The 25,664-nt window shown below is 55.6% G+C and carries 23 protein-coding genes and 2 pseudogenes; 15 read left to right on the forward strand and 10 right to left on the reverse strand.

All coding sequences use genetic code 11. The features are described 5' to 3' along the window. Window positions 1-13: 13 nt before the first annotated feature. The 3 genes from P5704_007000 to P5704_007010 form a co-directional block, all read right to left on the reverse strand. Entirely contained in the window at window positions 14-277 is a 264-nt protein-coding gene (locus tag P5704_007000) for a BPSL0761 family protein (protein WOF80213.1), read from the reverse strand. Between the two features lie 66 nt (window positions 278-343). Beyond that, window positions 344-1,744, reverse strand: coding sequence for a DEAD/DEAH box helicase family protein (locus P5704_007005; GenBank protein ID WOF80214.1), 1,401 nt, complete (start codon window positions 1,742-1,744; stop codon window positions 344-346). Then, complete coding sequence (locus P5704_007010) at window positions 1,741-2,328, reverse strand: hypothetical protein (GenBank protein WOF80215.1); 588 nt, start codon at window positions 2,326-2,328, stop codon at window positions 1,741-1,743. Before P5704_007010 ends, P5704_007005 begins: the two co-directional genes overlap by 4 nt. Window positions 2,329-2,432: 104 nt before the next feature. On the opposite strand from P5704_007010, the gene P5704_007015 reads away from it, so the two are divergent. From P5704_007015 to P5704_007030, 4 genes are all read left to right on the forward strand, one after another. Continuing rightward, entirely contained in the window at window positions 2,433-2,654 is a 222-nt protein-coding gene (locus P5704_007015) for a helix-turn-helix transcriptional regulator (GenBank protein ID WOF80216.1), read from the forward strand. Window positions 2,655-3,030: 376 nt separating this feature from the next. Further along, window positions 3,031-5,808, forward strand: coding sequence for a DNA methyltransferase (locus tag P5704_007020; GenBank protein ID WOF80217.1), 2,778 nt, complete (start codon window positions 3,031-3,033; stop codon window positions 5,806-5,808). 79 nt (window positions 5,809-5,887) lie between these two features. Beyond that, a complete protein-coding gene (locus P5704_007025) occupies window positions 5,888-8,038 on the forward strand; it encodes a DEAD/DEAH box helicase (protein WOF80218.1) in 2,151 nt (716 codons plus the stop codon). Beyond that, entirely contained in the window at window positions 8,031-9,221 is a 1,191-nt protein-coding gene (locus P5704_007030) for a GIY-YIG nuclease family protein (protein ID WOF80219.1), read from the forward strand. Before P5704_007025 ends, P5704_007030 begins: the two co-directional genes overlap by 8 nt. A 120-nt stretch (window positions 9,222-9,341) precedes the next feature. Here P5704_007030 and P5704_007035 read toward each other — a convergent pair whose 3' ends face one another. The 5 genes and pseudogenes from P5704_007035 to P5704_007055 form a co-directional block, all read right to left on the reverse strand. After that, on the reverse strand, window positions 9,342-9,752 hold the full coding sequence (locus tag P5704_007035; GenBank protein ID WOF80220.1) for a hypothetical protein: 411 nt from the start codon (window positions 9,750-9,752) through the stop codon (window positions 9,342-9,344). Between the two features lies 1 nt (window position 9,753). Further along, complete coding sequence (locus P5704_007040; GenBank protein WOF80221.1) at window positions 9,754-12,051, reverse strand: hypothetical protein; 2,298 nt, start codon at window positions 12,049-12,051, stop codon at window positions 9,754-9,756. Beyond that, window positions 12,044-13,696, reverse strand: coding sequence for a hypothetical protein (locus P5704_007045; GenBank protein WOF80222.1), 1,653 nt, complete (start codon window positions 13,694-13,696; stop codon window positions 12,044-12,046). Before P5704_007045 ends, P5704_007040 begins: the two co-directional genes overlap by 8 nt. Next, entirely contained in the window at window positions 13,696-14,892 is a 1,197-nt protein-coding gene (locus P5704_007050; protein WOF80223.1) for a site-specific integrase, read from the reverse strand. Before P5704_007050 ends, P5704_007045 begins: the two co-directional genes overlap by 1 nt. Before the next feature lie 203 nt (window positions 14,893-15,095). Then, window positions 15,096-15,224, reverse strand: a pseudogene (locus P5704_007055) (tRNA 2-thiocytidine(32) synthetase TtcA). Between the two features lie 134 nt (window positions 15,225-15,358). On the opposite strand from P5704_007055, the gene P5704_007060 reads away from it, so the two are divergent. From P5704_007060 to P5704_007080, 5 genes and pseudogenes are all read left to right on the forward strand, one after another. After that, entirely contained in the window at window positions 15,359-15,952 is a 594-nt protein-coding gene (locus tag P5704_007060) for a DNA-J related domain-containing protein (protein ID WOF80224.1), read from the forward strand. Between the two features lie 138 nt (window positions 15,953-16,090). After that, window positions 16,091-16,690 (forward strand): Yip1 family protein, encoded by a 600-nt coding sequence (locus P5704_007065; protein WOF80225.1) that lies wholly within the window; start codon window positions 16,091-16,093, stop codon window positions 16,688-16,690. A gap of 113 nt (window positions 16,691-16,803) precedes the next feature. Then, a pseudogene (locus P5704_007070) lies at window positions 16,804-17,483 on the forward strand (transposase domain-containing protein). A 164-nt stretch (window positions 17,484-17,647) separates the two neighbouring features. After that, entirely contained in the window at window positions 17,648-18,349 is a 702-nt protein-coding gene (locus P5704_007075; GenBank protein WOF80226.1) for a Yip1 family protein, read from the forward strand. A 61-nt stretch (window positions 18,350-18,410) separates the two neighbouring features. Continuing rightward, window positions 18,411-18,905: a SprT family zinc-dependent metalloprotease gene (locus P5704_007080; protein ID WOF80227.1), complete on the forward strand. Its 495-nt coding sequence runs from the start codon at window positions 18,411-18,413 to the stop codon at window positions 18,903-18,905. 12 nt (window positions 18,906-18,917) lie between these two features. Here the strand turns inward: P5704_007080 and P5704_007085 are convergent, their stop codons facing one another. Next, a complete protein-coding gene (locus tag P5704_007085) occupies window positions 18,918-20,096 on the reverse strand; it encodes an MFS transporter (GenBank protein ID WOF80228.1) in 1,179 nt (392 codons plus the stop codon). A gap of 194 nt (window positions 20,097-20,290) precedes the next feature. On the opposite strand from P5704_007085, the gene napE reads away from it, so the two are divergent. The 5 genes from napE to P5704_007110 are packed head-to-tail and all read left to right on the forward strand — an operon-like array spanning window position 20,291 to window position 24,396. Beyond that, window positions 20,291-20,470 (forward strand): periplasmic nitrate reductase, NapE protein, encoded by a 180-nt coding sequence (gene napE, locus P5704_007090; protein WOF80229.1) that lies wholly within the window; start codon window positions 20,291-20,293, stop codon window positions 20,468-20,470. 57 nt (window positions 20,471-20,527) lie between these two features. Then, entirely contained in the window at window positions 20,528-20,782 is a 255-nt protein-coding gene (locus P5704_007095) for a chaperone NapD (protein WOF80230.1), read from the forward strand. After that, window positions 20,782-23,289: a nitrate reductase catalytic subunit NapA gene (napA, locus tag P5704_007100; GenBank protein ID WOF80231.1), complete on the forward strand. Its 2,508-nt coding sequence runs from the start codon at window positions 20,782-20,784 to the stop codon at window positions 23,287-23,289. The genes P5704_007095 and napA overlap by 1 nt, the downstream gene beginning before the upstream one ends. 11 nt (window positions 23,290-23,300) lie before the next feature. Next, a complete protein-coding gene (locus tag P5704_007105) occupies window positions 23,301-23,789 on the forward strand; it encodes a nitrate reductase cytochrome c-type subunit (protein WOF80232.1) in 489 nt (162 codons plus the stop codon). 10 nt (window positions 23,790-23,799) lie between these two features. Then, a complete protein-coding gene (locus P5704_007110; GenBank protein ID WOF80233.1) occupies window positions 23,800-24,396 on the forward strand; it encodes a cytochrome c3 family protein in 597 nt (198 codons plus the stop codon). 106 nt (window positions 24,397-24,502) lie between these two features. Here P5704_007110 and dcd read toward each other — a convergent pair whose 3' ends face one another. Beyond that, on the reverse strand, window positions 24,503-25,069 hold the full coding sequence (dcd, locus tag P5704_007115; protein WOF80234.1) for a dCTP deaminase: 567 nt from the start codon (window positions 25,067-25,069) through the stop codon (window positions 24,503-24,505). Between the two features lie 329 nt (window positions 25,070-25,398). Between dcd and P5704_007120 the strand changes: the two genes are divergently transcribed. Next, the gene (locus tag P5704_007120; protein ID WOF80235.1) at window positions 25,399-25,608 is read left to right on the forward strand and encodes a cold-shock protein; all 210 of its coding nucleotides are present in this window, start codon (window positions 25,399-25,401) and stop codon (window positions 25,606-25,608) included. Window positions 25,609-25,664 lie beyond the last annotated feature (56 nt).

Below are 25,664 nucleotides of genomic sequence, written 5' to 3' on the forward strand. Positions count from 1 at the left end.
GCGGCTCTCATTTCTATCGAGTGAAGTCCAATGACGAGCTGAACAGCGGCTGATGAAAAGCGATCACCCGCCGTCGATATTCATCATCTGGTGCATCGCTCACCAGGCACTCTTCAAGGCGCCCCAACGAGAGGATCTGGTCGGCCGACGGGTAGTGCCTGAGCAGGCTTTTCGCATAGCTGCGGATATCCTGAGGCAGCTCAGTGTTACGGGCGAGCTCTCGCAGGAACGCTTCGGTCTTGATGACGCTGCGGGTTCTTTCGTGAGGAAGGGTCAATGCGGCTATCTCCTGATTCAGTCAACCACGTCTGCCGACGCTTGAATTCTGGCCTCCATACAAACATCAAAAGCAAGCCAGCAACTGTTGCCGGTAGTGCTTGGAAAAGCTGACCAGATGATTTGGCTCAGCGGCAGAGCCCCCCAGGGATAAGGTGCATGTAGCACCTGCCCCAATTACCTGCGCAATGCCACTTCCATTACTGTCATCCAGGACATCGATATTGCCAGCAGCCCCAATCCAGCCAGATATTGAACCTGAAGTGGAGGCTGGCATCTCTACCTCGTTCAGCACCGCCAGGTCATCCGGTAGATCATCTGCAATTCTCTCTGCCAAGCACTGCAGTGTCGGCTCGGCTAACATGAAAAGCCACGCCTGATTATCGGGCTCACCTGTGCGCCGCAGCACTCGCCCAAGCACTTGTCGGTAATGCAGCTCAGTGCGGATTCGACTGAGGTAGCAGCACACCTGGAGTCGAGGAATGTCCGTGCCTTCGCTGATCATTCCAACTGCGATAATCCAACGGCAGGCGCTGTGTCTGAACGCATTGATAACCTGCTGCGCAGCCGGGGTTTTGTTGGTGACGATGCGGCAACCTTCACCCAGGGTTTCCAGGGCCAAAGCAATTTGCTGGGCGTGCTCGATGTCGGTGGCAACCACCAAGCCTGCCGCATCAGGCTTGATCAGGCGAAGCTCATCCAGCTTGCTGCACCCGAGACCGAGTAACTGATCAATCACCTCGTCATGACGCAACAGCTCTTCGTAGGTGACAGGGGACTCCCCCAATAGTTTGGCAATGCTGGGAAACATCCTGACAGTGCTCTCAGTGTCCAGCTCCTCGGTAAGTTTCACCTTCTGGTTGTCGAGCAGGACAATGCGAGGGGAGCGGCACACACCATCAGCAATGGCCTCTTTCAATCCGTAGCGGTAGTCGCAGATCAGGTACCCCTCGGGCGTCGAGTAGCGGGCCAGAGCAATGGCCCGGTCGTCCGAACGCCATGGGGTGCCGGATAGGGCCAGGGTGAAGGTGGCCCTGTCCTGTACCCGCTGAAGAATCTGTTGGCCCCAGGCGTTGCTCAGGAGTACATCATGGCCGGCGCAGTGGTGGATCTCGTCAAAAACCGCGAAAACACGGTAGTCATCGAGGAGTCGCCAGAACGCCTCATCTCGGTATTCCATGGCTTGATAGGTGAACGCTGCCCCAACTGCGCCGAGTTGGCCATCCAAGCGTCTGCCGAGCACCGCAGCAAAGGACGAGCGAAAGCCCTCGACAACCTGACAGGACGGAGCGAAGCAGAGCACCAGATCGATTCTGTCCTGCTCAAGCAGTCTGTTGGCCAGCTCTGCCGCCATGCGCGTCTTGCCGGCGCCCGGCGTTGCCTGGCAGAAGAAGTGCGGCGTGGTAGTGAAGTGCTCTAGTGCCGTGTCGATGCAGCGGCGTTGCCAGTCTCGAAGCAGTGTGGTCATCGTGCGGAGGCAAGCGTCTTGAGTGTCTTCTCGATGGCGCGAAGATGGCCCAGCAGGCGCGAGCTTCGGTCTCTAGCTTCCAGGTACTCGCCTTCGACCTTATCCCGGAGATGCGGCATATCATCGAGGAGCAGCTTGTATCGCTCCGCCTCGCCCATCGATGCCAGGAAGTCCAGCCTGATTTCCTTGAGGAGCGCTTCCAGGTGCTGATCCACATCGGCTGATGGTTGCGGTGCCGCCGCATTATCGAACGCTGACGGCTCCTGCTCTGACTCACAAGCGGTCTTATGGCTGTTCTCGAACCCGTTGTCGATCAGCTCCAGTTGCAGATGTGCCGGAATCGGCAGCAGGTGGTAGACCTGTCCCCGCGAACGGCGCTCTTCATCGAGCACAACCCAGCCCATGCGCAGCATTCTGCGGATCTGTTCATACACGTAGTGGCGCACATCGGCGATACGGAACTGTGTGCCCTTCAGGCGAGCAGCATAGGCGTCACGCAGTTCACGCGTCGTGAACCTTGCACGCCCTTCCTCCTGAAGCAGCTCATACAGACGCCTGTCGAAGATAAACGAGGCCGATTTCATTGAGGCACCAGAAGAGTTAACGCAGCAGAAATGCGGATTATAATCCGTGGCCCCTGCATCCGCAAACACACGATAGTGCCGCCTCAAGTGGAATTGAGACGGTCATGGAGAAGTTGGCGAAAGCGTTAGGGGAACGCATCCGGACGCAGAGAAAGGCCTGTGGGATTTCTCAGGATGCGTTAGCGCTGGCCTGCAGTATCGACCGTAGCTATATGGGGCGTATCGAGCGTGGTGAAGTAAACATCACCGTCGAGAAGCTGTATCGGATCGCAAGCGAGCTTGCCTGCGATCCATCCTGCCTTATGCCTCAGTTGTCAGAGCTGTAGCTCCGCATCTGATCGAGAGCGGTGTCCAAGAAGGCCTGACCAGATCCGGGCCTAATTTCGCTCTCGGATGCCCCCCCCTGCTACTGCAGACAATACTTGGAGGTCTGCGGCTTTTTCGCATTACAGAAGCGCCTTCCTTTATCATCCCCGGCATCGTGTAGTGGTTGATTTCCCCGTTACTGGTTCAGGACACCCGGCTGTCGCTGTCAATGGCATTAGGCATACGTCAATACTGCTGAGCAGAGCGGAGTTGCTGATGCTAACGCCAAGCCGACAGAGCAGCATGTGCCGGCCGGGGGGGATGTAGCCATTACCCAAAATCCTAGCGGCTAAAACCGCCGCCTTCGCGCATCAGCGATCTGGACAGTGGTAAACCATGAATGCAGTAGAAATTGAGTCCGCCATTTCGGACCTGGCCCTTGAGCCCTTTGACGCGGCGGAGTTCCCGTTCACCTTCCTGGCCGCGTTCGGCAACAAGGAAACCGCGCTCAAGCGCCTGCGCGCCGGCAACAACAACGCCTCGGACGTACCCGGAGGCGTACTGCTGCGCAGCAACATTCATATCGCCGCATGCGAGGCCGGCACTGTGGGCGAAACGCTCAAGGCGTTACGTGCTAGCCCGGCCACCACAAAAGCCAAAGCCAAGTTCATCCTCGCTACCGACGGGCAAACGCTGGAAGCCGAAGAGCTGATCACGGGCGAAACCATCGCCTGCGACTACCCTGACTTTCCCAACCACTTCGGTTTTCTGCTGCCGCTGGCCGGCATCTCCACCATCAAGGAGATCAAGGACAACCCCATCGACGTGCGCGCCACCAGCCGCCTGAACAAGCTGTACGTCGAGCTGTTGAACGAGAACCCGGACTGGGCAAAAGCCGAGCGCCGCGCCGACATGAACCACTTTATGGCGCGCCTGGTGTTCTGCTTTTTTGCCGAAGATACCGATATCTTCGCTGGCGATGGTCTATTTACTAGGACGGTGGAGCAGTACAGCGAGCGCGACGGCGCCAATACCCACCAGTTGCTGTCAGAAATCTTCCGCGCCATGAACATCAAGCTGGCCGAGCGCGCCACCGCTCAACCGCGCCTGCCCAGCTGGGCCAACATCTTCCCCTATGTAAATGGTGGATTGTTTTCAGGCAACACCGAAGTGCCGCGCTTTACACGCATGGCCCGTACTTACCTGCTGCACGCCGGCAACCTCAACTGGCAAAAAATCAACCCAGATATCTTCGGCAGCATGATCCAGGCCGTGGCCGATGATGAAGAGCGCGGCGCACTCGGCATGCACTACACCAGCGTGCCCAACATTCTGAAAGTGTTGAACCCGCTGTTTCTGGATGACCTGCGTGCTCAACTAGACTCTGCGGGCGACAACAAAGCCAAGCTGCTGAACCTGCGCAAGCGCATGGCGCGCATCCGCGTGTTTGACCCTGCCTGCGGGTCCGGCAACTTCCTGGTTATCGCCTACAAACAGATGCGCGAGATTGAGGCTGAGATCAATCGCCGCCGAGGCGAAGCTCACAATAAGTCCGAAATACCGCTGACCAATTTCCGCGGCATCGAGCTGCGTGACTTCCCGGCAGAGATTGCCCGCCTGGCGCTGATCATCGCCGAGTTTCAGTGCGATGTACTTCATCGAGGGCAGCAGGATGCCCTGGCAGAGTTTCTACCGTTAGACGCGCAGAACTGGATTGTTTGCCATAACGCCTTACAGCTGGATTGGCTGAGCGTGTGCCCACCGACCGGCACAGGGGTAAAGCTTGTCAGTGATGACCTGTTTGGAACACCTCTTCAACAAGCGGAAATTGCATTCGAGAACGAAGGTGGTGAAACCTACATCTGCGGTAATCCCCCGTACAAAGGAAGTAAGTGGCAAACCGACGAGCAGAAAAGGGATATGGCTAATGCCTGGCAGAGACACCCGAAGCTCGCCAAGACGACAGACTACGTCACAGGTTGGTTCGCAAAGCTTCTAGACTACGTTGACAGCGAGCCTAATGCCGTCGGCGCATTTGTGGCCACCAACAGCATTTGCCAGGGGCAGCAGGCAATTGATATATGGCCAGTGGCCTTTGAACGTGACTGCGAAATTCGCTTTGCGCATACATCCTTCACATGGGCCAACCTTGCTAGCCACAATGCGGGGGTTACCGTGGTGATTGTTGGCTTAGGCAAGAAATCTGCAGTGCCGAAAAAGCTGTATCAGGATGACTTGCTCAAGCAATGCTCAGCCATTGGCCCGTATTTGGTACCAAACAGCTTGGCCTACGTCCTGAAAGCTAGCGAACCCATCGGCGAGCAATTTCCTATGTTATTCGGCAATATGCCGCGTGATGGGGGGCATCTGCTTATGGGGTCTGACTTGGGCTCGCAGATGACGGCGAACGACACAGTTCGGCCTTACGTAAAAGGTTTTATGGGCTCTGATGAACTCATAAACGGTAAACAGCGATATTGCCTATGGATTGGTGACGACAAGGTCGAATCTGCAAAGAAAATCGATTTCATTGCAGAACGCCTGAAGTTAGTTGTCGATAACCGCAGCATGTCTGATGCGGAATCCACCCGTCAATTTGCTCAGAAGCCTCATCGCTTCGTCCAAATTGCAGGGTTTGCTGATAGAGACGCAATCGTGGTGGCCGCTGTTTCATCCGAGTTGCGCGAGTATCTCCCGGTTGGTTTTGTATCGGCAAATACCATTGTTAGCAACCTAGCTTTCGCCCTTTACGACGCACCACTATGGAATTTGGCGTTAATTGCTTCACGAATGCACTGGGTTTGGATAGGAACCGTGTGTTCAAGAATGCGAACTGACTTTAGGTACTCCAATACCCTCGGCTGGAATACCTTTCCAGTTCCACTGCTCACCGAACAGAACAAGGCCGATCTGACCCGTTGCGCCGAGGACATACTGCTGGCCCGCGAAGCCCACTTCCCCGCCACCATCGCCGACCTGTACGCCCCGGACAGCATGCCGGACAACCTGCGTCGCGCGCACGAGCGCAACGATGAAGTGTTGGAACGCATCTATATCGGTCGTCGGTTTAGAAACGACACCGAACGGCTGGAAAAGCTGTTTGATCTCTACACCAAAATGACAGCAGACACCGCAAAAACCTCGCCGAAAAAGCCAAGAGGGAAAAAGGCATGAGCGATACCCCTGCTAGCCAGACCACCCCCCCCCGAAGGCTACGGCGAGTAGTTAGCTGATCTCAAAGGCCGCATCCAAAATGCCCAGGCGACGGCACTCTCATGGAGGAAGAATCACAGTGACTAACACTACCAACCCGACCAACAGCTACACGGTGCCATCGGTATCCATTGCCACTGCGCACACTGGGGCATCCAGCAAGGCCAATGAGCTGGGCATGCGTACCATGCAGGAACGCGCCTATACCAAGCGCGGCGAACAGTATCTGCTGATCAAATCCCCACCGGCATCTGGAAAGTCCCGCGCCCTGATGTTTATCGCCTTGGACAAGCTCCATAACCAAGGACTGCAACAGGCCATCGTCGTAGTGCCGGAGCGCTCCATTGGTGGCAGCTTTGCCGATGAGCCGTTGAGCCAGCACGGTTTCTACTGGGACTGGCAGGTGGCCCCTCAGTGGAACCTGTGCAATGCCCCTGGCATCGATGAGCCGCGTGTGGCCAAGTCCAAGGTTGATGCCGTGCGCGCCTTCCTGAATAGCGGCGACAGGGTGTTGGTCTGCACCCATGCCACCTTCCGCTTTGCCGTGGAAGAGTTGGGCATTGACGCCTTCGACAACCGCCTGATTGCCATCGACGAGTTCCACCACGTTTCCGCCAACCCGGACAACAAGCTGGGCAGCCAACTAAGCGCGTTTATCAACCGCGACAAGGTGCATCTGGTGGCCATGACAGGTTCCTACTTCCGTGGCGACAGCGAGGCCGTGCTGGCACCGTCGGAAGAGAACAAATTTGAGACAGTGACGTACACCTACTACGAGCAGCTCAACGGCTATCGCTGGCTCAAGTCGCTGGATATTGGCTACTTCTTCTACACCGGAAGGTACGTGGATGCGGTCGCCAAGGTGCTGGACCCGGCGCTGAAAACCATCGTCCACATTCCAAACGTAAATGCCCGCGAGAGCCTCAAGGACAAGGAGCGCGAGGTTAACGAGATCATGAGCGCGCTCGGTGAGTGGCAGGGTGTAGACCCGGCCACCGGCTTTCACCTTATCAATGCCAAGGACGGCCGCACGCTGAGAGTGGCCGACCTGGTGGATGACAGCGACGCAGCCAGACGCTCCAAAGTGCTCGGCGCGCTGAAAGATCCGGCGCAGAAGAACAACCGTGACAACGTGGATGTGATCATCGCGCTGGGCATGGCGAAAGAAGGCTTTGACTGGATCTGGTGCGAACATGCTCTGACCATAGGCTACCGTTCGAGCCTGACCGAAATCGTGCAAATCATTGGCCGCGCCACCCGCGATGCCGAGGGTAAGGAGCGCTCGCGCTTCACCAACCTGATCGCCGAACCTATGGCAGATCAAGCAGCCGTTGCTGAGGCAGTGAACGATATGCTCAAGGCCATTTCCGCCAGCCTGCTGATGGAACAGGTGCTGGCCCCGCGCTATGAGTTCACACCGAAAGATACCGGCCCGAAAGAAGGCTTCAATTACGGACCGGAGGGGTATCAAAAGGGTGGCACCAACCTGGGTGTGAATGAAACCACGGGCCAGTTCCATGTCGAGATCAATGGCCTGACCACACCGCAAAGCACAGAAGCCACGCGCATTTGCAAAGAAGACTTGAACGAAGTGGTGACCAGCTTCCTGCAGGATAAAACCGTGCTGGAGCGTGGCCTGTTTGACAAGGAAAACACCTTGCCGGAAGAACTGACCCAGCTGCGCATGGGCAAGATCGTTCGCGAGCGTTATCCCGACTTGAGCGACGTCGACCAGGAAGCCATCCGCCAACACGCCATCGCAGCCATGAACATTACCCAACAGGCCAAGCTGGTTCTAGCGCAGGCTGATGCTAACGGTAGCGACAACGTGCAGGGCAGTACCGCACTGCTGGATGGCGTGCGCAAGTTCGTTAACGTGCGCGAGCTGGACATTGATCTGATCGACCGCATCAACCCCTTCGATGCCGCCTATGCGGTACTGGCGAAGGCGATGGATGAAAAATCCCTTCGCCAGGTGCAGGCAAGCATTGCTGCCAAGAAGGTGAGCATTCCCGAAGACGAAGCACGAGAACTGGCAAAACGTGCTCTGCAGTTCAAGAACGAGCGTGGCCGCCTGCCCGACATAAACTCTGCTGATGCCTGGGAAAAGCGCATGGCCGAAGGTGTAGCTGCGTTGGCACGCTACCGCGCCCAGGCCAAAGCGGCACAGGGGGAACCCGCCAATGGCTGATATGAACGATGACGACCTGCTGGATGCGTTGGGGGTAGAAGTCCCCACGCTCAAGACAACCACTCGAACCCCTCGCGAAGAACGCATCATCGCTGGCTTCGAGGACATTCAGCGCTTCTACCAGACCCACCACCGCGCCCCACTGCATGGCGAAGACCGCGACATCTTCGAGCGCTTGTATGCCGTACGCCTGGATCAGCTGCGCAAGCTGCCGGAGGCACAAACCCTACTGGCCGGCCTGGATAGTCACGGCCTACTGTCAGGCAGTGCGGTCGCCGCTGTAAATGTGGATGACCTGGATGAGGACGCCTTGCTCGCCGAGCTGGGCATAGGCAGTGAGTCCGTCGACCAGGACGATATCACAGTGCTGCGACATGTGCGTTCCAGCGCGGCAATCAAGGCGGCAGAAGAAATTGCCGCTCGAAACCCATGTAAAGACTTCGAGAAGTTCAAGCCACTGTTTGATGAGGTGGAATCGGGCCTCAAGAAGAAATTGTGGGTAACCAAGCCCTTTGGCAAGAACGCGAGCATCGAGGCCGGGGACTTCTTCATTTTGAGCGGACTCATTGCCTATGTCGCCGAGGTGGGCGATACCTACAAGACGCCGAATGCGGAGATGAATGGGCGCTTGCGCGTCATCTACTCAAATGAGACGGAAAGCGATCTGCTATTACGATCCTTGCAGCGGGCGCTCTACAAAGACAGTGACGGGCGTGCCGGATCTCGGCTTATCAAGGTAGATTCCGGCCCGCTGTTCAGCGACATAACCGAGCCGGACGACATCGAGACTGGCACTATCTATGTGCTGCGCAGCCAGTCCAGCCACCCATTCGTATCCAAACACCGCGAGCTGATCCACAAGATTGGCGTGACCGGTGGCAAGGTGGAAACCCGCATCGCGGCAGCTGCGAAAGATGCCACCTACCTGCTGGCCGATGTGGAGGTGGTCGCTACTTACAAGCTGCACAATCTGAACCGCACGAGGCTGGAAAATATTTTCCATCGCCTGTTCGGCGCAGCGCAGCTGGACTTGACCATCGAAGACCGCTTCGGCAATCCGGTCAAGCCGAGGGAATGGTTCCTAGTACCACTGCATGTGATTGATGAAGCAGTTGAGCGTATTCGGGATGGATCGATTACCGGTGTAGCGTATGACCCGCAAACGGCTCGCCTGGTCAGCTAAGGCGCAGCTAAATCGTGATGATCAAATCCGGGCGAAAGCCAGTCTATTTGCCCGGATGCCCCGGGCTGCAGAGTATATGCGTGCTTGCCACGTCATAGTCGACGGCGGTGTGCAATAGTTTTAGCCATTATGTATCTCTTCCGGCCTTTTCTTAACCAAGGCATAGAGATCTAGGTTGGGAATTGCACTTGCGTTCAATAGCATCCTCTCAATCATACGGAGTTGCTCTGCATTATTCTTTCTGAGTACCGCAACCTCAGCCTTCAAGTGCTCTATTTGCTCCACCAGCTTTACTTCAGAAGCAGTTATCTTTGTGTAAAGGGAAGGCGTTGCGCCACGAAGTTGAGCTTTTTTGTTCTTATATGATGTATTTATACCCACATAAGTGCAGAGGGTTTGCCTAGTCGTTTTTATGCCGATCTCAAGTTCGACCTTAGCCACCAGAGCATCCCACGTCAGTTTACCTACCCACTTGGCCAACATAATCTCAATTTTACGCTGCTGCTGAGCAGATATTTTTGGCACTACCACGTCACACCTCTCCTTCAGACAGGCCAAAAGACGATAAAAGAGAACGCAGTTGAGGATTTACCTCAGGAGTAACGCTCGGATTTTTTTCTTCAATGATACCCTTCAAGTGTGCTTCATAATCAGGAATAGCACTTGCAACTCTTTTAACTTCCATTGTACTTGTGTCAGTCAAGAAAAACTCCGAACCACTATTAGAGTAACGAATGACTGTCCCCACGGGGCAATCCCTCATTAATTCAATCAAAGAAGACAGAATGCAAACATTCTGGGAGTGAATAACATACCATTGCTGCATTGCTCGGGAGATGGCCAAGCGCGTGTCACATTCAACTGCATTCAACCTCGCCATTTGAAAAGATAAATCTTTTTCAAATAGAGCTACTGCCTTCTCATCACCAGCCACATGACATGCCTCCGAACACATAAAGCATTGCGAGACAAAATCATTTAAATAATTACAAGGGGAAACATTTAGATTCTGAGTACATAGCCCCGTAGATGTGATAGATGCAGGCAGATTCGTGGCCTTTATAAGCTCCTCTTGGGAAACAACTCGAATTGAACTAATGTCAGTTTCTGAGGGATTCATTATTGCACTAACCCTACTCACCTTGTCCTCATGACTCGTGTGAATGTAAGTGTGAGTTTGCTCAGAACTTTTTCTGCCCGACCAAGCAGTGATTATTTCTACCGGAATGCCACTTTGGTCAGCAAGGGTATTTGAGAAATGTCGAAGGCTGTGCGGTGTGAGACGTAGCTCTGCCGAAAAACCGTAATCTTCAAAGATTGATAAATAATCATACGACCGACCAATTAACCTACGCGCAACCGACGAGCCTAGCGACGCTAAAGGAACTACTGCATACTTTGTTGTATAAAATGACTTACTCCCGCTCTGCACGCCGTTGGACGCCCCATATAGCCAACTACCTAGGAAGCAGAACATTGCGTCTTTCAGGCTAATACATGAGTCACCGGATGAGTAGGAAAGAGGGAACTCTGGCAAAAATGTTTTTTTATAATAAGATATCCACCATTCCTGCACTTCCCTGACAGTAACAGTGACCTTATCGTGAAAAACTTTAGGCATGTATACGTAGTCAAATAAGTATGGCAACGCAGACAATTTAGCACTTCTAACCTGAGACACGGATAGACGATCGTCAGCCAACAGCGAACATATCGGCTTATCCTCGAAGAACCTCCACCGGTTGTAAGATTTAATAGCAGCAAGATCAACCCCCTCTTTTAGCACTGGGACACGATCATGGCGGTTATAAAATCCTAAAGCGTAGCCTAAAGTAAAAAGATTTGGCGCTAGATCTAGAGGCAGATTACACTCTAGCTCAGGTGATATCTTGAAATCCCCAAGCAAATCCCTCAAACTACGACTTGGCTTTTCATAAAAGCGGCATAGAATCCTTGCAGGCTCGCATGCATTATAAAAAAAATTTATAGCTTTGTTTGCATGCCTAGCCAAGACTGCAAGCAGGTGAGTTTTATTGTCAGGATATCCTTTACTACCAACCCAATTTAGATAATAAACCGACTCTCCACCAACTTCAGAATAAGAGTTCAACCGCTGCTTAGTAAGAAGAGGTATTTCAGCTGCCATCCGATTAGGAGAGGCCAAAGACAGAAGCGCAAATGTTACAACTAGCGCATCATGCATTTTTATATTTTCAATACGCTTAGGAACACCTTCATCACTAACACTCTCAAAAATTTTCGAAAAAATAGAGCTCAATGCCAGCAAGGATTCAATATTCGGAAGTTTATCTAATGAACTATCAAGCTGAGCATGACCTGTCCTGTCTCTTTTATCAGAGCTTTTGATATTAATCGCACGAATTAAGCCTTTAGAATGACAAAACGAGAGAAAGTAGCGTAAACGACTTGAAGAACTATCACCCAAATTAAGAGCACGAATGGTAGCTTCTGACTGAGCATGCAAGTCACCATCCATGTGCGACAAGAATTTTCTAGCAATCGCCACCCGAGCCTTTTTTTCGCCAGCAGATAGTGATGTAGCCGCTAACTCTATAATCCACCCTTTAATTAGGTATGAGTAAGGATAAGGAAGAGCGTCACTAGGACGTCCCCCTGCATTACCCTTCCCCTTGCGACCATGTAGCCCACATAAATATCTAGTACGTCTACCTGTATTTGGATCAATGTAATACCAAATCAGATCATCAAGTTCAGCTCTTTTACCAGACTGCCCTTCAAATTGCTCTAGATCAAAATTTCTAATCTCAAGAGTTAGCTGCTCCAGACGGCTTAAGTAAAAATTAATCATTTAACGCTCGCCGCCTTAAAATAGCCTCATCACAAACGTCAATAGTTAGCTTGATCCAGGCAACTTGGAGTTCCAGCTTCTCAACGCTCCGGGTATAGAGAGGATTAATTAGAGAACTGCGATTTATCAGAAGCTTTTCTTCAGCTTCCCTCAAAATCAACCTATGATCTGCTTCGAGTATCGGTCGAAAATTCGGACATCCATAGCACCCCAACGGTCTGCCGGACACTGCAGAACAACTATTACATGAAAGTTTCTTTCTAGCCCCACCTATAGGGTTAAAATTTCTATCGAATATAACATCATCACCTTCTGACACTACCGTTAAAACACCGCCAAAAATATCGGACAAAAAATCGTTACCAAGATATTTAACATCAATTTCTCTCCTAGATTTATAATCCAAATCTATATAGTGCCTGGCTGCTGGCACCGTAACACCGGTTATCTTTGCTAAATGAGCAGCTGGCAGTCCCTCTTGAGCTCCGCGAGTCAATACTGTGTGACGAATTCGATTGGAGGTAGCAATACAGTCAGCAGTTCGGCTAGAGCTAATCGAAACCCATCTCACAGCCATCGCAACTGCGGATTCAGACACATGATATGCAGTAGAGTGAGGAGTAAAAAGGCGACTAAAAAAATCGAATGAGTCAAACTGTAAATCAAAGAAACTAGTATCTGGAAATATTGGCATATTATCTAAAACACCCAACAGCTCAGATTGCTCATATCCTATTCCCAAGGAATCCAGCAACAATGAAACACCATCTAAAAATACCTTCTTATAGTCACCAAGTATTTTTGAGAGAGTTTCTGAAAGATGTATTGGATAGCGTTCGGGAAAGCCTCTCGAATTGAGTACCCTACTCGACTTAGCGACAAATACCCGAAGCTGAAGAGTCTTTGCCCCTATCGACTTAACCTCGTCAGAGCTGCGAATATTCGAATCATTAAACGACGCCCCTGACGGAATTAAATCTGACCACTTTAACAAAGCAATCTGAACAGGCCGCCTTACAATCGAAAGCAACAATTTATTAGTAACCAGATTCCTAAGGCTGCCAAATTGATTTTTCGACCTATAGAATGATATCGGACGACTGACCCCCCATTCAAATCCTCCAATACTTAGGTTTATTTGCCTAGCCAAACAGTCAAATTCAGCATCATCAAACGCACCCCTTGAAACATCAAGCGCATTACTTCTGGTTTTATCTAAATGCGATTTTGTAAATGCATGATACTCATCAAATCTTGACTCCCCAAGCTTACATAAAGTACCAAAAAACTGATTAAGCCCCTTTTTATTATTTGTCCTTAATCCTCCCCATATACTCTTGATCTTCGTCAACGTAGGAATACCATTTCCTAAGAAAGGTTTCGTATTACTAATAACCCCCGAAGCAGTACTCGCAGCCTTCGTCCTAACATAATAAATAACAACATCTAAAATTAACTTTCTATCCTCACCATTAATACTATTCGAATAAATCCAATCAACGCAAAGCCGTTGTCCTTTACCATTATTCGGAAGTACAACCCAAACATCATCAGCGACATTGACGACTAGGCCGGACTTAGCGCTAATAAACGAAGACTCTCTTTCATTGCCATCTGACGCATTTTGCTCATCACATGTAATCATTATTTCTTATCCACTTTATCTTGATGAGATCTTGTTAAATTTCTTACCTTTAAGGCGAGCCGTTTATCATTGTAAACGCTTGTCATAGTTGTATTTTGAGACCACCCCATAGCGTATTTTCTCATATCCTCAAGTAGAAAAGGGTCAACTCCAATTTTCTCCGCCTTTTCATCGATTATTTCATTCCATTTATGGCGCAGAATATGAGGATGCACATGAAAGCCTAAAACTCTGCTGAGTTTCTGAAATATTGCATTTATTGCTTTTAAAGAAAGGGGAAGCCCAGCGGTGCCCTTGGAGTCATTCTCGCTAACAAACAAAAAGTCATGAGTTTGCGCGCGTAAAAATACAGATCTAACATGATCAATATAAAATCTAGTATGTTCCATCAGAGCTTTTTCAACCGTTGCCATATGCGCCTTTGTTTTTTGATTCGGCTTTTCAGATCTCGTATCTGTCGAGTCATTCCCAGATCTATAGATAGAAATCTGGTCACAAGTTCCGAAAAAATTGAAATCTGAAACCTTTAATTTTGCTAACGCGCCTCTTCTGACTCCACTTTGCACCAGTAAATTTAAAATCAAATAGTTTCTAATTTTTGATGCCTTAAATGGATTATTCGGGGAAGACGGCTGCACCATCTCCAACAGCCGTATGAAAACATCATCTGGAATCACAGACTCTTCAGGATCGCCGACCTTTTGAGACCTATTTCTCCCAATACCTTCTTCATCCAACCTTATCTTTGAGACCAACCGAGTAAACTTATTGCGTACGATCTCACTCACATTTATGACATCATGAAATTGTTCAAACAACCAAACAAGGAACTGCCTAAGCCTCCTAACTCGTCCCTGTAAGGTCTCACCAGCCACCCTAGCTATACCTTTCTGATTTGCAGCTATAACATTCCTAAGATGCTTATTATTCATATCAAAGGACTTTATTTTTGAAGCTTCATCCTTATAGCCCTTATTTAAAAAACACGCTTCATAAAACTGCATATACTCCTTTTGCGAAATAAATTCTCCAGAAGCAACTCGCTCAACCAGGTTGATTTTTTTTGCCGAAAAGTACTGCAAGACGAATATCAATTCATTTGCATACCTAAGCCTCGTATTAGCAGACTTAGCAGCCAAGGGACCATTGAGATAGCACGAGACATAAGGATCAATAGGACAATCCGCTTCGTCCACTATCGACACGAAGGGCAACGAATTGAATTGGTATCGCTTGACTTTCATGATTGACAAAAAAGCTAGTCCAATAACCGATTTAGTTACAAACTAGCCCACAAATGAGTTCTGTCAAACGAGAGGAAAGAAAAAGCGACGGAAGGCGGGGCTTACAGGCAATGTCTACAGGTTTATAGGCTTTACAAATATTTTTTTGGTTATAACTTGCCGCCGGACAGGCAGACCATGACCTTGTCGCCGTCCTCGATCATGTTGAAGTCGGTGACGGCCTCGCCGGCCAGGCGGCGCAGGCGCTTCTGCAGTTTGTTCTGGTTGACCGAGAGGTTGCCCATGTCAGGTGTCCGGGTGAGATGCGAAAGGCGCGCATTTTACGCGCAAAGCACGCCCGACCGCAGCCCGTTCGCCGCCTGCTCCGATGTGAACCAGCACCGAATGGACAACCGCCGTGCTGTGCTAGTCTCGCCCGATGGACGACTTCTCCCCCGCACTGGATCTGCCAGACCACCTGCTCGTACTGCTGCAGGAAAACCCCGAAGGCTGCAGCGAATACGAGCTGATTCAACAGCTCAAGCGCCGGCACAGCACGCATGTGCCCAACCTGCCGCTGACCGACAAACTGGTGCTGTTCCGCACGCATTTCCTGGTGTTCAACGCGCTGTATCTGCTGCGCGACCGACTCTGGGCCGAGGGCAGCGGGCATCTGCAGATCAGTCCCTTGCACATTCGGTTGCTGCCGTATGCCAGCGCCAACGCCGGCCTCGCCGAACAGGACGCCCTGCGCGCGTACTACCTGGACCTCTCCAACCTGCGGGATACCGACGAAGACGATGTCGAACGCCTGCTGGCGAGTTTCTGGACGCGCATGCAGGGCAGCGACGAGAAGCGTGCCGCTCTCGAACTGTTCGAACTGGATCGCTCCGCACAGCCCCTCACGCTGGAACTGATCAAGCGTCGCTATCGTCAGCTGGTCGGCCTGCACCACCCGGATCGGGGGGGCAGTACCCAGCGCTTGCAGTCAATCAATCTGGCGATGGAAATACTCGGGCGCTATTACCGCTGACGATATAGCTTCGAAACGCTCTAACCCCGCTGATGCATTGCCGATTGGCATTCCTATACTGCGACATAAGGTCGCACGCGCCGTCCTCGATGACGACCGCCAGGCGAGGCGACCTCCATAAATTGAGGAGACGCTGGCATGATCAATCACGTTTGGGGTTTGTTCACCCACCCCGGTCAGGAGTGGACTGAAATCCGCGGCGAGGAAGAAACCGTCAGCCACATGTACCTCACGCATGTGCTACTGCTCGCTGCGATACCGGCGATATCGGCGTACATCGGCGCGACCCAGGTGGGCTGGAGCATCGGCGGTGGAGAGCCGGTCAAGCTGACCCAGGCCAGTTGCATGCAGCTGGCGATACTCTCCTACTTCGCCATGCTGGCCGGCGTCGCCGTGATGGGCGGCTTCATTCACTGGATGGCGCGGACCTACGACGCCAATCCGACCCTCACCCAGTGCATCGTTTTTGCCGCCTATACGGCGACGCCGCTGTTCATCGGCGGGCTGGCGGGTCTCTATCCGCACCTCTGGCTCGGCATGCTGGTGGGAACCGCGGCGGTCTGCTACACGGCCTACCTGCTCTACGTGGGGCTGCCCAAGTTCATGAACATCCACGAGGACGAGGGATTCATGTTCTCCAGCTCGGTGCTGGCGGTCGGCCTGGTGGTGCTGGTGGCGATCATTGCGCTGTCGGTCATCACCTGGGGCATGGGCATCGGTCCGGTCTACGTTCGTTAACCCATCCGCACCTCAAAAGGCCGCCTGCGGGCGTAATGCTGTTCACTTAAGCATTTGAGCCCCAGCGGGGCTGCCCCGAAATCCGATGCCAGGCTTCTGGCATCGGATTTTTTATGTCTCTCCAACAGCAACTGCTCGACTTGGGTGAACTGTTCAACTTCGCCGATCTGAGCACCTTCACTCAGAACATTCCAATCAGTGGGTCGCGTCCGCGCTGGACCTCTCCGCCCAGGCCTCGATCCGGCGGCGTCTGCCCGGCGATCAGGTGCTCTGGTTGCTGCTTGGCATGGCTTTGTTTCGCGACGAGCCAGTCCATGAAGTAGCGCGGCGCCTGAACATCTGCGCTCAGGGCCTGGCTTCTCACGACTTGCTGGCCAGAAGCCGTATTACGGAGGCGCGCAAACGACTGGGGGCCAATCCGGTGGAGTGGCTGTTCCGCCAAACGGGTAGCCAGTGGGGTCGCGAGCGCTACGATGCCCAAGGAGTTGATTTACCAGGAGGTCTGGGGGCTATTGCTGGCCTACAACATCATCCGCCGTGAAGCCGGTCAGGCGGCAGTCGCCCTTGGCCATGCGACATCCGCTTCAAGCCCGTGGCCCAATACATCGCTGTGCAATTGATCGTGATGGCTGCGGCCAACCCGATTTCAGCAACCGGAAGGCGGTTGTCGGAGTTGAGGGCGGGAATCGGCGGGCTGTTCCTGGACCACCGTCCGAGGCCATCAAGGCCAAGGACGGTGAAGATTTCCAAGACCCGCTACCCAGTGGATCGAAAGGCTGCTCTGCTTAAGTGAACAGCATTACGCCTGCGGGCGGCCTTTTTCGTATCCCCGTGCATCATCCCGCGACGAATCGTCTGGATCGACGAGGGAAACCCTCACCGCATCTGCCGTTCTAAAGCCATAACGCCGCTGCAACTGCATTCCTGAGCGGCCCTCAAAGCAGACGGAGACTCGGTATGATCCCGCACTTTGTAACACTGCTCACCCGGCCTGACCGGGCGTGGGCAGACATTCGCCGCGATGAAGAAAAGAACAGCTCCAACTACCTTGTCCATCTGCTGCTCTGGGCATTGCTGCCGGCGGTTTGCATGTTCATCGGCACGCGCTATGTGGGCTGGAGCCTGGTCGAAGCCGAACGGATCTGGCTGGATACCCGCAGTGCCTTCCAGCTCAGCGCGCTGATCTACATCACCATCGTCGCCGGCACCTTCATCATGGGGTTCTTCCTGCGCTGGATGTCGCGCTCCTTCGATGCACGCCCGACCTTCAATCAGTGCGTAGGCTTCATCGCCTATGTCATCACGCCGTTCTTCCTGGCCGGACTGGGCGCGCTCTACCCGTCGCGCTGGCTGGCCATCCTCGTCCTGGTGGCGGCCGGGGCATACTCGACCTATCTGTTGTTCGTCGGCTTGCCAACGTTCATGCGCATCGATAACCGCAATACCTTTCTGTATGGCGCCTGCACCTGGGGAGTCGGCCTGCTGGTACTGGTCAACCTGAAAGTGCCGATGATCCTGTTCTGGATGCTTGCGCTCGACCCGACCTACGAGCGCGATACGCCGCAGAACCAGAGCTACGGCTTCGAAGAGAACCGCCCGCAGGAAGAACCGGGCGGTGTAGACAACGAACGGCGCTTCAACGAACGGCCTAACGAGTGACCAACGAAGCTGTTCGGCCAGAGGCGGTTTGGCATAATGCGGCGCTTGCAGGAGTACCCCAATGCCCGAGCGCCTCAATGCCCGCGTCGAAGCCTGTTACGAACTGGCCGAGCAGTTTTTCAAGCGAGGCTTCACCCGCCCCCAGGTGAGCCTCAAGCTGCGCGGGCAGAAAGCTGGCGTGGCGCATTTGCAGGAAAATCTCCTGCGCTTCAACGAACAGCTCTATCGGGAGAATACCGAGCACTTCCTGCGTCAGACCGTCGCCCATGAGGTCGCGCACCTGATCGCCCATCAGATGTTCGGCGCACGGATTCAGCCTCACGGCGAGGAGTGGCAACTGATCATGCGTGGCGTTTACGAGCTGCCGCCGGATCGCTGCCACACCTATGCGATTCGTCGCCGGTCCGTTACCCATTATGTCTACCGCTGCAGCTGCGTGGATCAGGATTTCGCCTTCACGCCCCAACGCCATGCGCTGGTGGCGAAGGGGCGCCGTTATTACTGCCGTCGCTGCAAGACCACCCTCGCCTTCAGCGGCGAACAACGCATCGAATGACGGCAGCGCCTGCTAGAGCGCCCTCGCCCGCCAACCGGCGATGACGAACAGCGCTGCGAGCAGCGCCATCAACGGCAACCAGCCGGCGTGATCCCAGACATAACCGGCACCATAGCCAACCACACTCGATCCCAGATAGTAGGCACACAGGTACAGCGCCGATGCCTGCGCTCGAGCACCCCTGGCATGGCTGCCAACCTGCCCGCTGGCCACGGCATGCGCGGCGAAGAAGCCGAGGGTGAACAACCCGAGACCGAGCACGATGCTCACCAGCCACGGCGTCGCGCACAGCCCCACGCCAAGCAGCATCAGCGCGACCCCGCCGCGCAGCACCTGCCGAGCACCGAAGCGCGGCACCAGACGCCCGGCCCAGCCGGCGCTGAAAATCCCGCCGAGATAGACGACGAACAGCAGGCCGATGAAGGTGGAGGACAAGCCGAACGGCTCGCCTGCCAGGCGGAAGCCAATGTAGTTGAACAGCGCGACGAAGCCGCCCATCAGCAGAAAGCCCTGCAGGAACAGTCCACGCAGCACCGGGTTGCCCAGATGCAGCCGGAAGTTCGCCAGCAAAACGCGCAGCGAGAGCGGCTGCGCCATGAAATGTCGCGACGGCGGCAACAACCAGACGAACACCACCAGCGCCAGTAGCCCCAGCGAAGCAATGCCACCCAGCGCCAGCTCCCAGCCACCCAGATCACTCAGCAGCCCCGAAAGCAGGCGCCCGAGCATCCCACCCAGCGCTGTGCCGCCGATATACAGCCCCATCGCGGCGGGCAGCGACTCCGGCTCGAACTCCTCGCCGACGTACGCCATCGCCAGCGCCGGCAACCCACTGAGCGCCAGCCCCAGCAACGCGCGCAGCACCAGCAATAGTTGCCAGGAATCGACCAGTACGCTGGCCATCCCGAGCAGGCTGGCCAAACCAAGCGCCGCTGCCATCACCGGTTTGCGTCCCCAGCTTTCGGCAAGCGCACCCGAGATCAGCAGACAGAGGGCGAGCGAGAGCGTCGTCAGCGACAACGCCAGACTGCTGCTGGCAGCCGATACGGAGAAATGCGCGGCCAGCATGGGCAGCAACGGCTGAATGCAATACAGCAATGCGAATGTGGCGAAGCCGGCGCAGAAGAGCGCAAGCGTGGCGCGCCGGTAGGCCGGAGTACCCCGTGAAATATGTGCGTGTTCGGCGGTCATTGGCGCCCTCGGATCATGCGCAGGCCAGCAAAAAAGCCGCGCAGGCTAGCACGACTGAGCGTCCTGCAGCTTGTCGGGCAGGAGGAAGTAGTCCGCTGATCGGCCTAACTCCAGCCGCCGGTAAAGAGCCGAAACGAACATTGTCCTATTCTGGTCTGTGGCTAGACTCCCTATATGCCAGTCGGAGTAGAACAATGAAAGCAGCACCGAATGACAGCCATCCCGCCGAGGTATCGAGCAAGCGGGAAGAGACCCGCCTCTTCGTATTCCTCATCGTCTTCCTGTTTCCCATCCTCAGCGTCCTGCTGGTCAGCAGCTATGGCTTCGCTGTCTGGATTCTGCAGATGATCTTCGGTCCGCCGGGACCCTCCTGAGCCGGCCATTCGCCTGAGCGGCTGCCCTGTTTTCACCGCCCGAGACGGAGCCCATCGATGAACGCAACCCTGCATATCGCCAGCCTGCTGGTGCACTGCCGCCCGGAACTGTTGGCCGCGGTCAAGGCCAACCTGAGCCTGCTGCCGGGGCTCGAACTGCACCAGCAAAGCCCCAACGGCAAGCTGGTGGTCGTACTGGAAGCCGAGCATGAAAGCCGCATCCTCGATGCGATCGAGCACATCCAGCACCTGCCTGGCGTGCTCAATGCCGCATTGATCTACCACGAAGAACTCCTCGAAGGAGACGCCTGATGAGCCTTACCCGCCGTGAATTCGCCAAGGCCAACGCTGCGGCCATCGCTGCCACCGTGGCCGGCCTGCCGATCGCCAGCCAGGCCGCCAGCAACCTGATCACCGAAGCCGATGCCACCAACCTCAAGTGGGACAAGGCGCCCTGCCGCTTCTGCGGCACCGGCTGCAGCGTCATGGTGGCCACCCGCGAGAACCGCGTCGTAGCCACCCATGGCGACGTCAAGGCCGAGGTCAACCGCGGCATCAACTGCGTCAAGGGCTACTTCCTGTCGAAGATCATGTACGGCTCGGACCGCCTGACCCAGCCGCTGCTGCGCATGAAGGACGGCCAGTACGACAAGCAGGGCGAATTCCAGCCGGTCAGCTGGGACCAGGCCTTCGACATCATGGCCGAGAAATACAAGGCCGCGCTCAAGGAAGGCGGCCCGCAGGCGCTGGGCATGTTCGGCTCCGGTCAGTGGACCGTCTGGGAAGGCTACGCGGCGAACAAGCTGATGAAGGCCGGTTTCCGCTCCAACAACATCGACCCCAACGCCCGCCACTGCATGGCCTCGGCGGTCTTCGGCTTCATGCGCAGCTTCGGCATGGACGAACCGATGGGCTGCTACGACGACATCGAGGCGGCCGACGCCTTCGTACTCTGGGGCTCGAACATGGCCGAGATGCACCCGGTGCTCTGGACCCGTGTCACCGACCGCCGCCTCAGCGCGCCGCATGTGAAGGTCGCGGTGATGTCCACCTTCGAGCACCGCAGCTTCGAACTGGCCGACATCCCGATGATCTTCAACCCGCAGACCGACCTGGTGATCCTCAACTACATCGCCAACCACATCATCCAGAGCGGCGCAGTGAACAAGGAATTCGTCGACAAGCACACCAAGTTCGCCATGGGCGCGCAGAACATCGGCTACGGCCTGCGCCCGACCGACCCGCGCGAACTGCAGGCCGAGAACGCCGCGGTCGCCAACACCTGGAGCGACATCAGCTTCGAGGAATACGCGAAATTCCTCGAGCCCTACACCCTGGAACATGCCGCCCATGAAACCGGCATACCGGCCGAACGCCTCGAGGCCCTGGCCGAGCTGTATGCCGACCCGAAGGTCAAGGTCATGTCGTTCTGGACCATGGGCTTCAACCAGCACACCCGCGGTGTCTGGGCCAACAACATGATCTACAACATCCACCTGCTCACCGGGAAGATCAGCGAGCCGGGCAACAGCCCGTTCTCCCTCACCGGCCAGCCCTCGGCCTGCGGCACCGCGCGGGAAGTCGGCACCTTCGCCCATCGCCTGCCGGCGGACATGGTCGTCGCCAATCCCAAGCACCGTGCCGCCGCCGAGAAGATCTGGAAACTGCCACCCGGCACCATCCAGGAAAAGCCCGGCTTCCATGCCGTCGAGCAGAGCCGCATGCTCAAAGACGGCGTGCTCAAGGTCTACTGGACCCAGGTCACCAACAACATGCAGGCCGGCCCCAACGTCATGCAGGAGATCCTTCCCGGCTGGCGCAACCCGGACACCTTCGTCATCGTCTCGGACGTCTACCCCACCGTCTCGGCCCAGGCCGCCGACCTCATCCTGCCCAGCGCCATGTGGGTGGAGAAGGAAGGCGCCTATGGCAACGCCGAACGCCGCACGCAGTTCTGGCACCAGCTGGTGAAGGCGCCGGGCGAGGCGCGCTCCGACCTCTGGCAACTGGTGGAATTCTCCAAGCGCTTCACCACCGACGAAGTCTGGCCGGCCGAACTGCTGGACCAGGCGCCGGAGCTCAAGGGCAAGGCCCTGTTCGACGTGCTGTACAGGAACGGCCAGGTCGACCGCTTCCCCAACAGCGACATCGCCGAGGGCCACGCCAACGACGAGGCCGAAGCTTTCGGCTTCTACCTGCAGAAGGGACTGTTCGAGGAATACGCCGAATTCGGCCGCGGCCACGCCCACGACCTGGCCACGTTCGACGCCTACCACCAGGCGCGCGGCCTGCGCTGGCCGGTGGTCGACGGCCAGGAAACCCGCTGGCGCTACCGCGAGGGCCACGACCCCTACGTGGAAAAAGGCAGCGGCGTGCAGTTCTACGGCTACCCGGACAAGAAGGCGATCATCTTCGCCCTGCCCTACGAGGTCCCGGCGGAAGTGCCGGACCAGGACTACCCGTTCTGGCTCAGCACCGGCCGCGTGCTGGAACACTGGCACACCGGCAGCATGACCCAGCGGGTCGATGAGCTGCACAAGGCAGTGCCCGATGCCCTCGTCTACATGCATCCGGAGGATGCCCGCAAGCTCAACGCGCGCCGTGGCAGTGTGGTGAAAGTCATCAGTAGACGCGGTGAGATGCAGGCGCGAGTGGAGACGCGGGGGCGCAACAAGCCGCCGATGGGGTTGATCTTCGTGCCGTTCTTCGACGCCAACAAACTGATCAACAAAGTCACCCTCGACGCCACCGACCCGATCTCCAAGCAGACCGATTACAAGAAATGCGCCGTGAAGATCGAAGTGGTCAGCATCGCCTGAGGAGAGCCGTCATGAAATTCCGCCTACTGCCGCTGGTCCTGCTCGCGGTATTCGGCCTGGCCATAGCCGCCGAAACCGACTATCCGCTGGACGCTCCCGCCCCTGCCGGACTCCGTCCGGGTGGCACCCTCACCCACGAATTCACCCCACCGCCACTGCACGACGAAGAGAACAAGGACATCCGCCGCGAACGCAACTACCCCGAGCAGCCGCCGACCATCCCCCACACCATCCGCGGCTACCAGGTCGACCGCAACAGCAACCGCTGCCTCGCCTGCCACAGCCGCGCCAACAGCATCCGCGCCCAGGCACCGATGATCAGCATCACCCACTACACCGACCGCGACAGCCAGACCCTGGCCGCCGTCGCGCCACGGCGCTACTTCTGCACCCAGTGCCACGTGCCGCAGCAGGATGTGAAGCCACTGGTGGAAAACCGGTTCCAGAACATCGACGAGCTGCTGTACCGGGAAATCTCGCCATCCAGCCATGGCAATTGAGGAGGCCCGGATGAAGTCGCTACTGTCGTTCCTCAAGCGCTACTGGGCCGTGCTGCGCCGGCCCAGCGTGCACTACAGCCTGGGCGCGCTCGTGCTCGGCGGATTCATCGCCGGCATCATTTTCTGGGGTGGCTTCAACACCACCCTGGAAGCCACCAACACCGAAGCCTTCTGCATCTCCTGCCACGAAATGGAGGACAACGTGTTCATGGAGATCAAGGAGACCATCCACTACAGCAACCGCTCCGGCGTGCGCGCCACCTGCCCGGACTGCCACGTCCCGCACCAGTGGACCGACAAGATCGCGCGCAAGATGCAGGCTTCCAAGGAAGTCTGGGGCAAGATCTTTGGCACCATCAGCACCCGCGAGAAGTTCCTCGACAAACGCCGCGAACTCGCCGAGCACGAGTGGGCGCGGCTGAAGGCCAACGACTCGCTGGAATGCCGCAACTGCCATGCCTTCGACTCCATGGACTTCACCCGCCAGAGCAAGCGCGCCGCGCAGTTCCACTCCACCGCCCTGGCCAGCGGCGAGGCAACCTGCATCGACTGCCACAAGGGCATCGCCCACAAGCTGCCGGACATGAGAGGGGTCCCGGGCTGGTAAGGGTAACGAGTGCTTGGCAGGTGTATCGGCCCAGTACCCTGCACGCTCCACCGATGCAAAAAAGCCCTGACCAGTGGTCAGGGCTTTTTCGTCTCGCTCTTCGCCATCAGGCCTTCGGTAGCGTCACGCCGCGCTGGCCCTGGTACTTGCCGCCGCGGTCGCGGTAAGACACTTCGCACTCTTCGTCGGACTCGAGGAACAGCATCTGCGCGACCCCCTCGTTCGCATAGATCTTGGCCGGCAGCGTCGTGGTGTTGGAAAACTCCAGGGTCACATGCCCTTCCCATTCCGGCTCCAGCGGCGTGACGTTGACGATGATGCCGCAACGCGCGTAGGTGCTCTTGCCCAGGCAGATGGTCAGCACGTTGCGCGGGATGCGGAAGTACTCGACGGTACGCGCCAGGGCGAAGGAGTTAGGCGGAATGATGCAGACGTCGCTCTTGATGTCGACGAAGCTCTTCTCGTCGAAATTCTTCGGATCGACCGTCGCCGAATTGATGTTGGTGAACACCTTGAATTCATCGGCGCAACGCACGTCGTAGCCATAACTGGAGACGCCGTAAGAAATCAGCCGATCATTGCCCTCGGTGCGCACCTGGCGCTCGACGAAGGGCTCGATCATGCCGTGTTCCTGGGCCATGCGGCGAATCCACTTGTCCGATTTGATGCTCATGGCTGGCGTCCTGTTTGGGGAAATGGGCGTGCGAAGACGCGCATCTTACCGAGCCTCGTGCGCGTGTAAAAGCATGGTCGCGATGCGCACCGCAGAGCAGCTCACACCTCAACCACGCCGCTCGGAGAAGAAATCCAAAATAAAGCTCGCTTTGCTCCAGAAAAAAGGTATTGTTACTGGGCTGCTGCTGCATGTGTCACCGTGAATCGCTACATGTTTAGATTTCGATCCAAATATCGATACGATCTCCTATCTCCTTGCACACAGTGATGTTCGGATCTTTTCGGTCCGCACTTTATTCTTCAAAACTTGGTTCAAGGAGACATCAAATGTCCAATCGCCAAACCGGTACCGTTAAGTGGTTCAACGATGAGAAAGGCTTCGGCTTCATCACTCCGCAATCCGGTGACGACCTCTTCGTACACTTCCGTGCCATTCAAGGTGACGGCTTCAAGAGCCTGAAAGAAGGCCAGCAAGTCTCCTTCGTCGCTACCCGCGGCCAGAAAGGCATGCAAGCTGAGGAAGTTCAGGTTATCTAACCTGAGTCTTCTCTGAAAAAGCCCCGCTTCGGCGGGGCTTTTTTGTGCCTGCGATT

Source organism: Pseudomonas sp. FeN3W, from assembly GCA_030263805.2.
Lineage (GTDB): Bacteria > Pseudomonadota > Gammaproteobacteria > Pseudomonadales > Pseudomonadaceae > Stutzerimonas > Stutzerimonas stutzeri_G.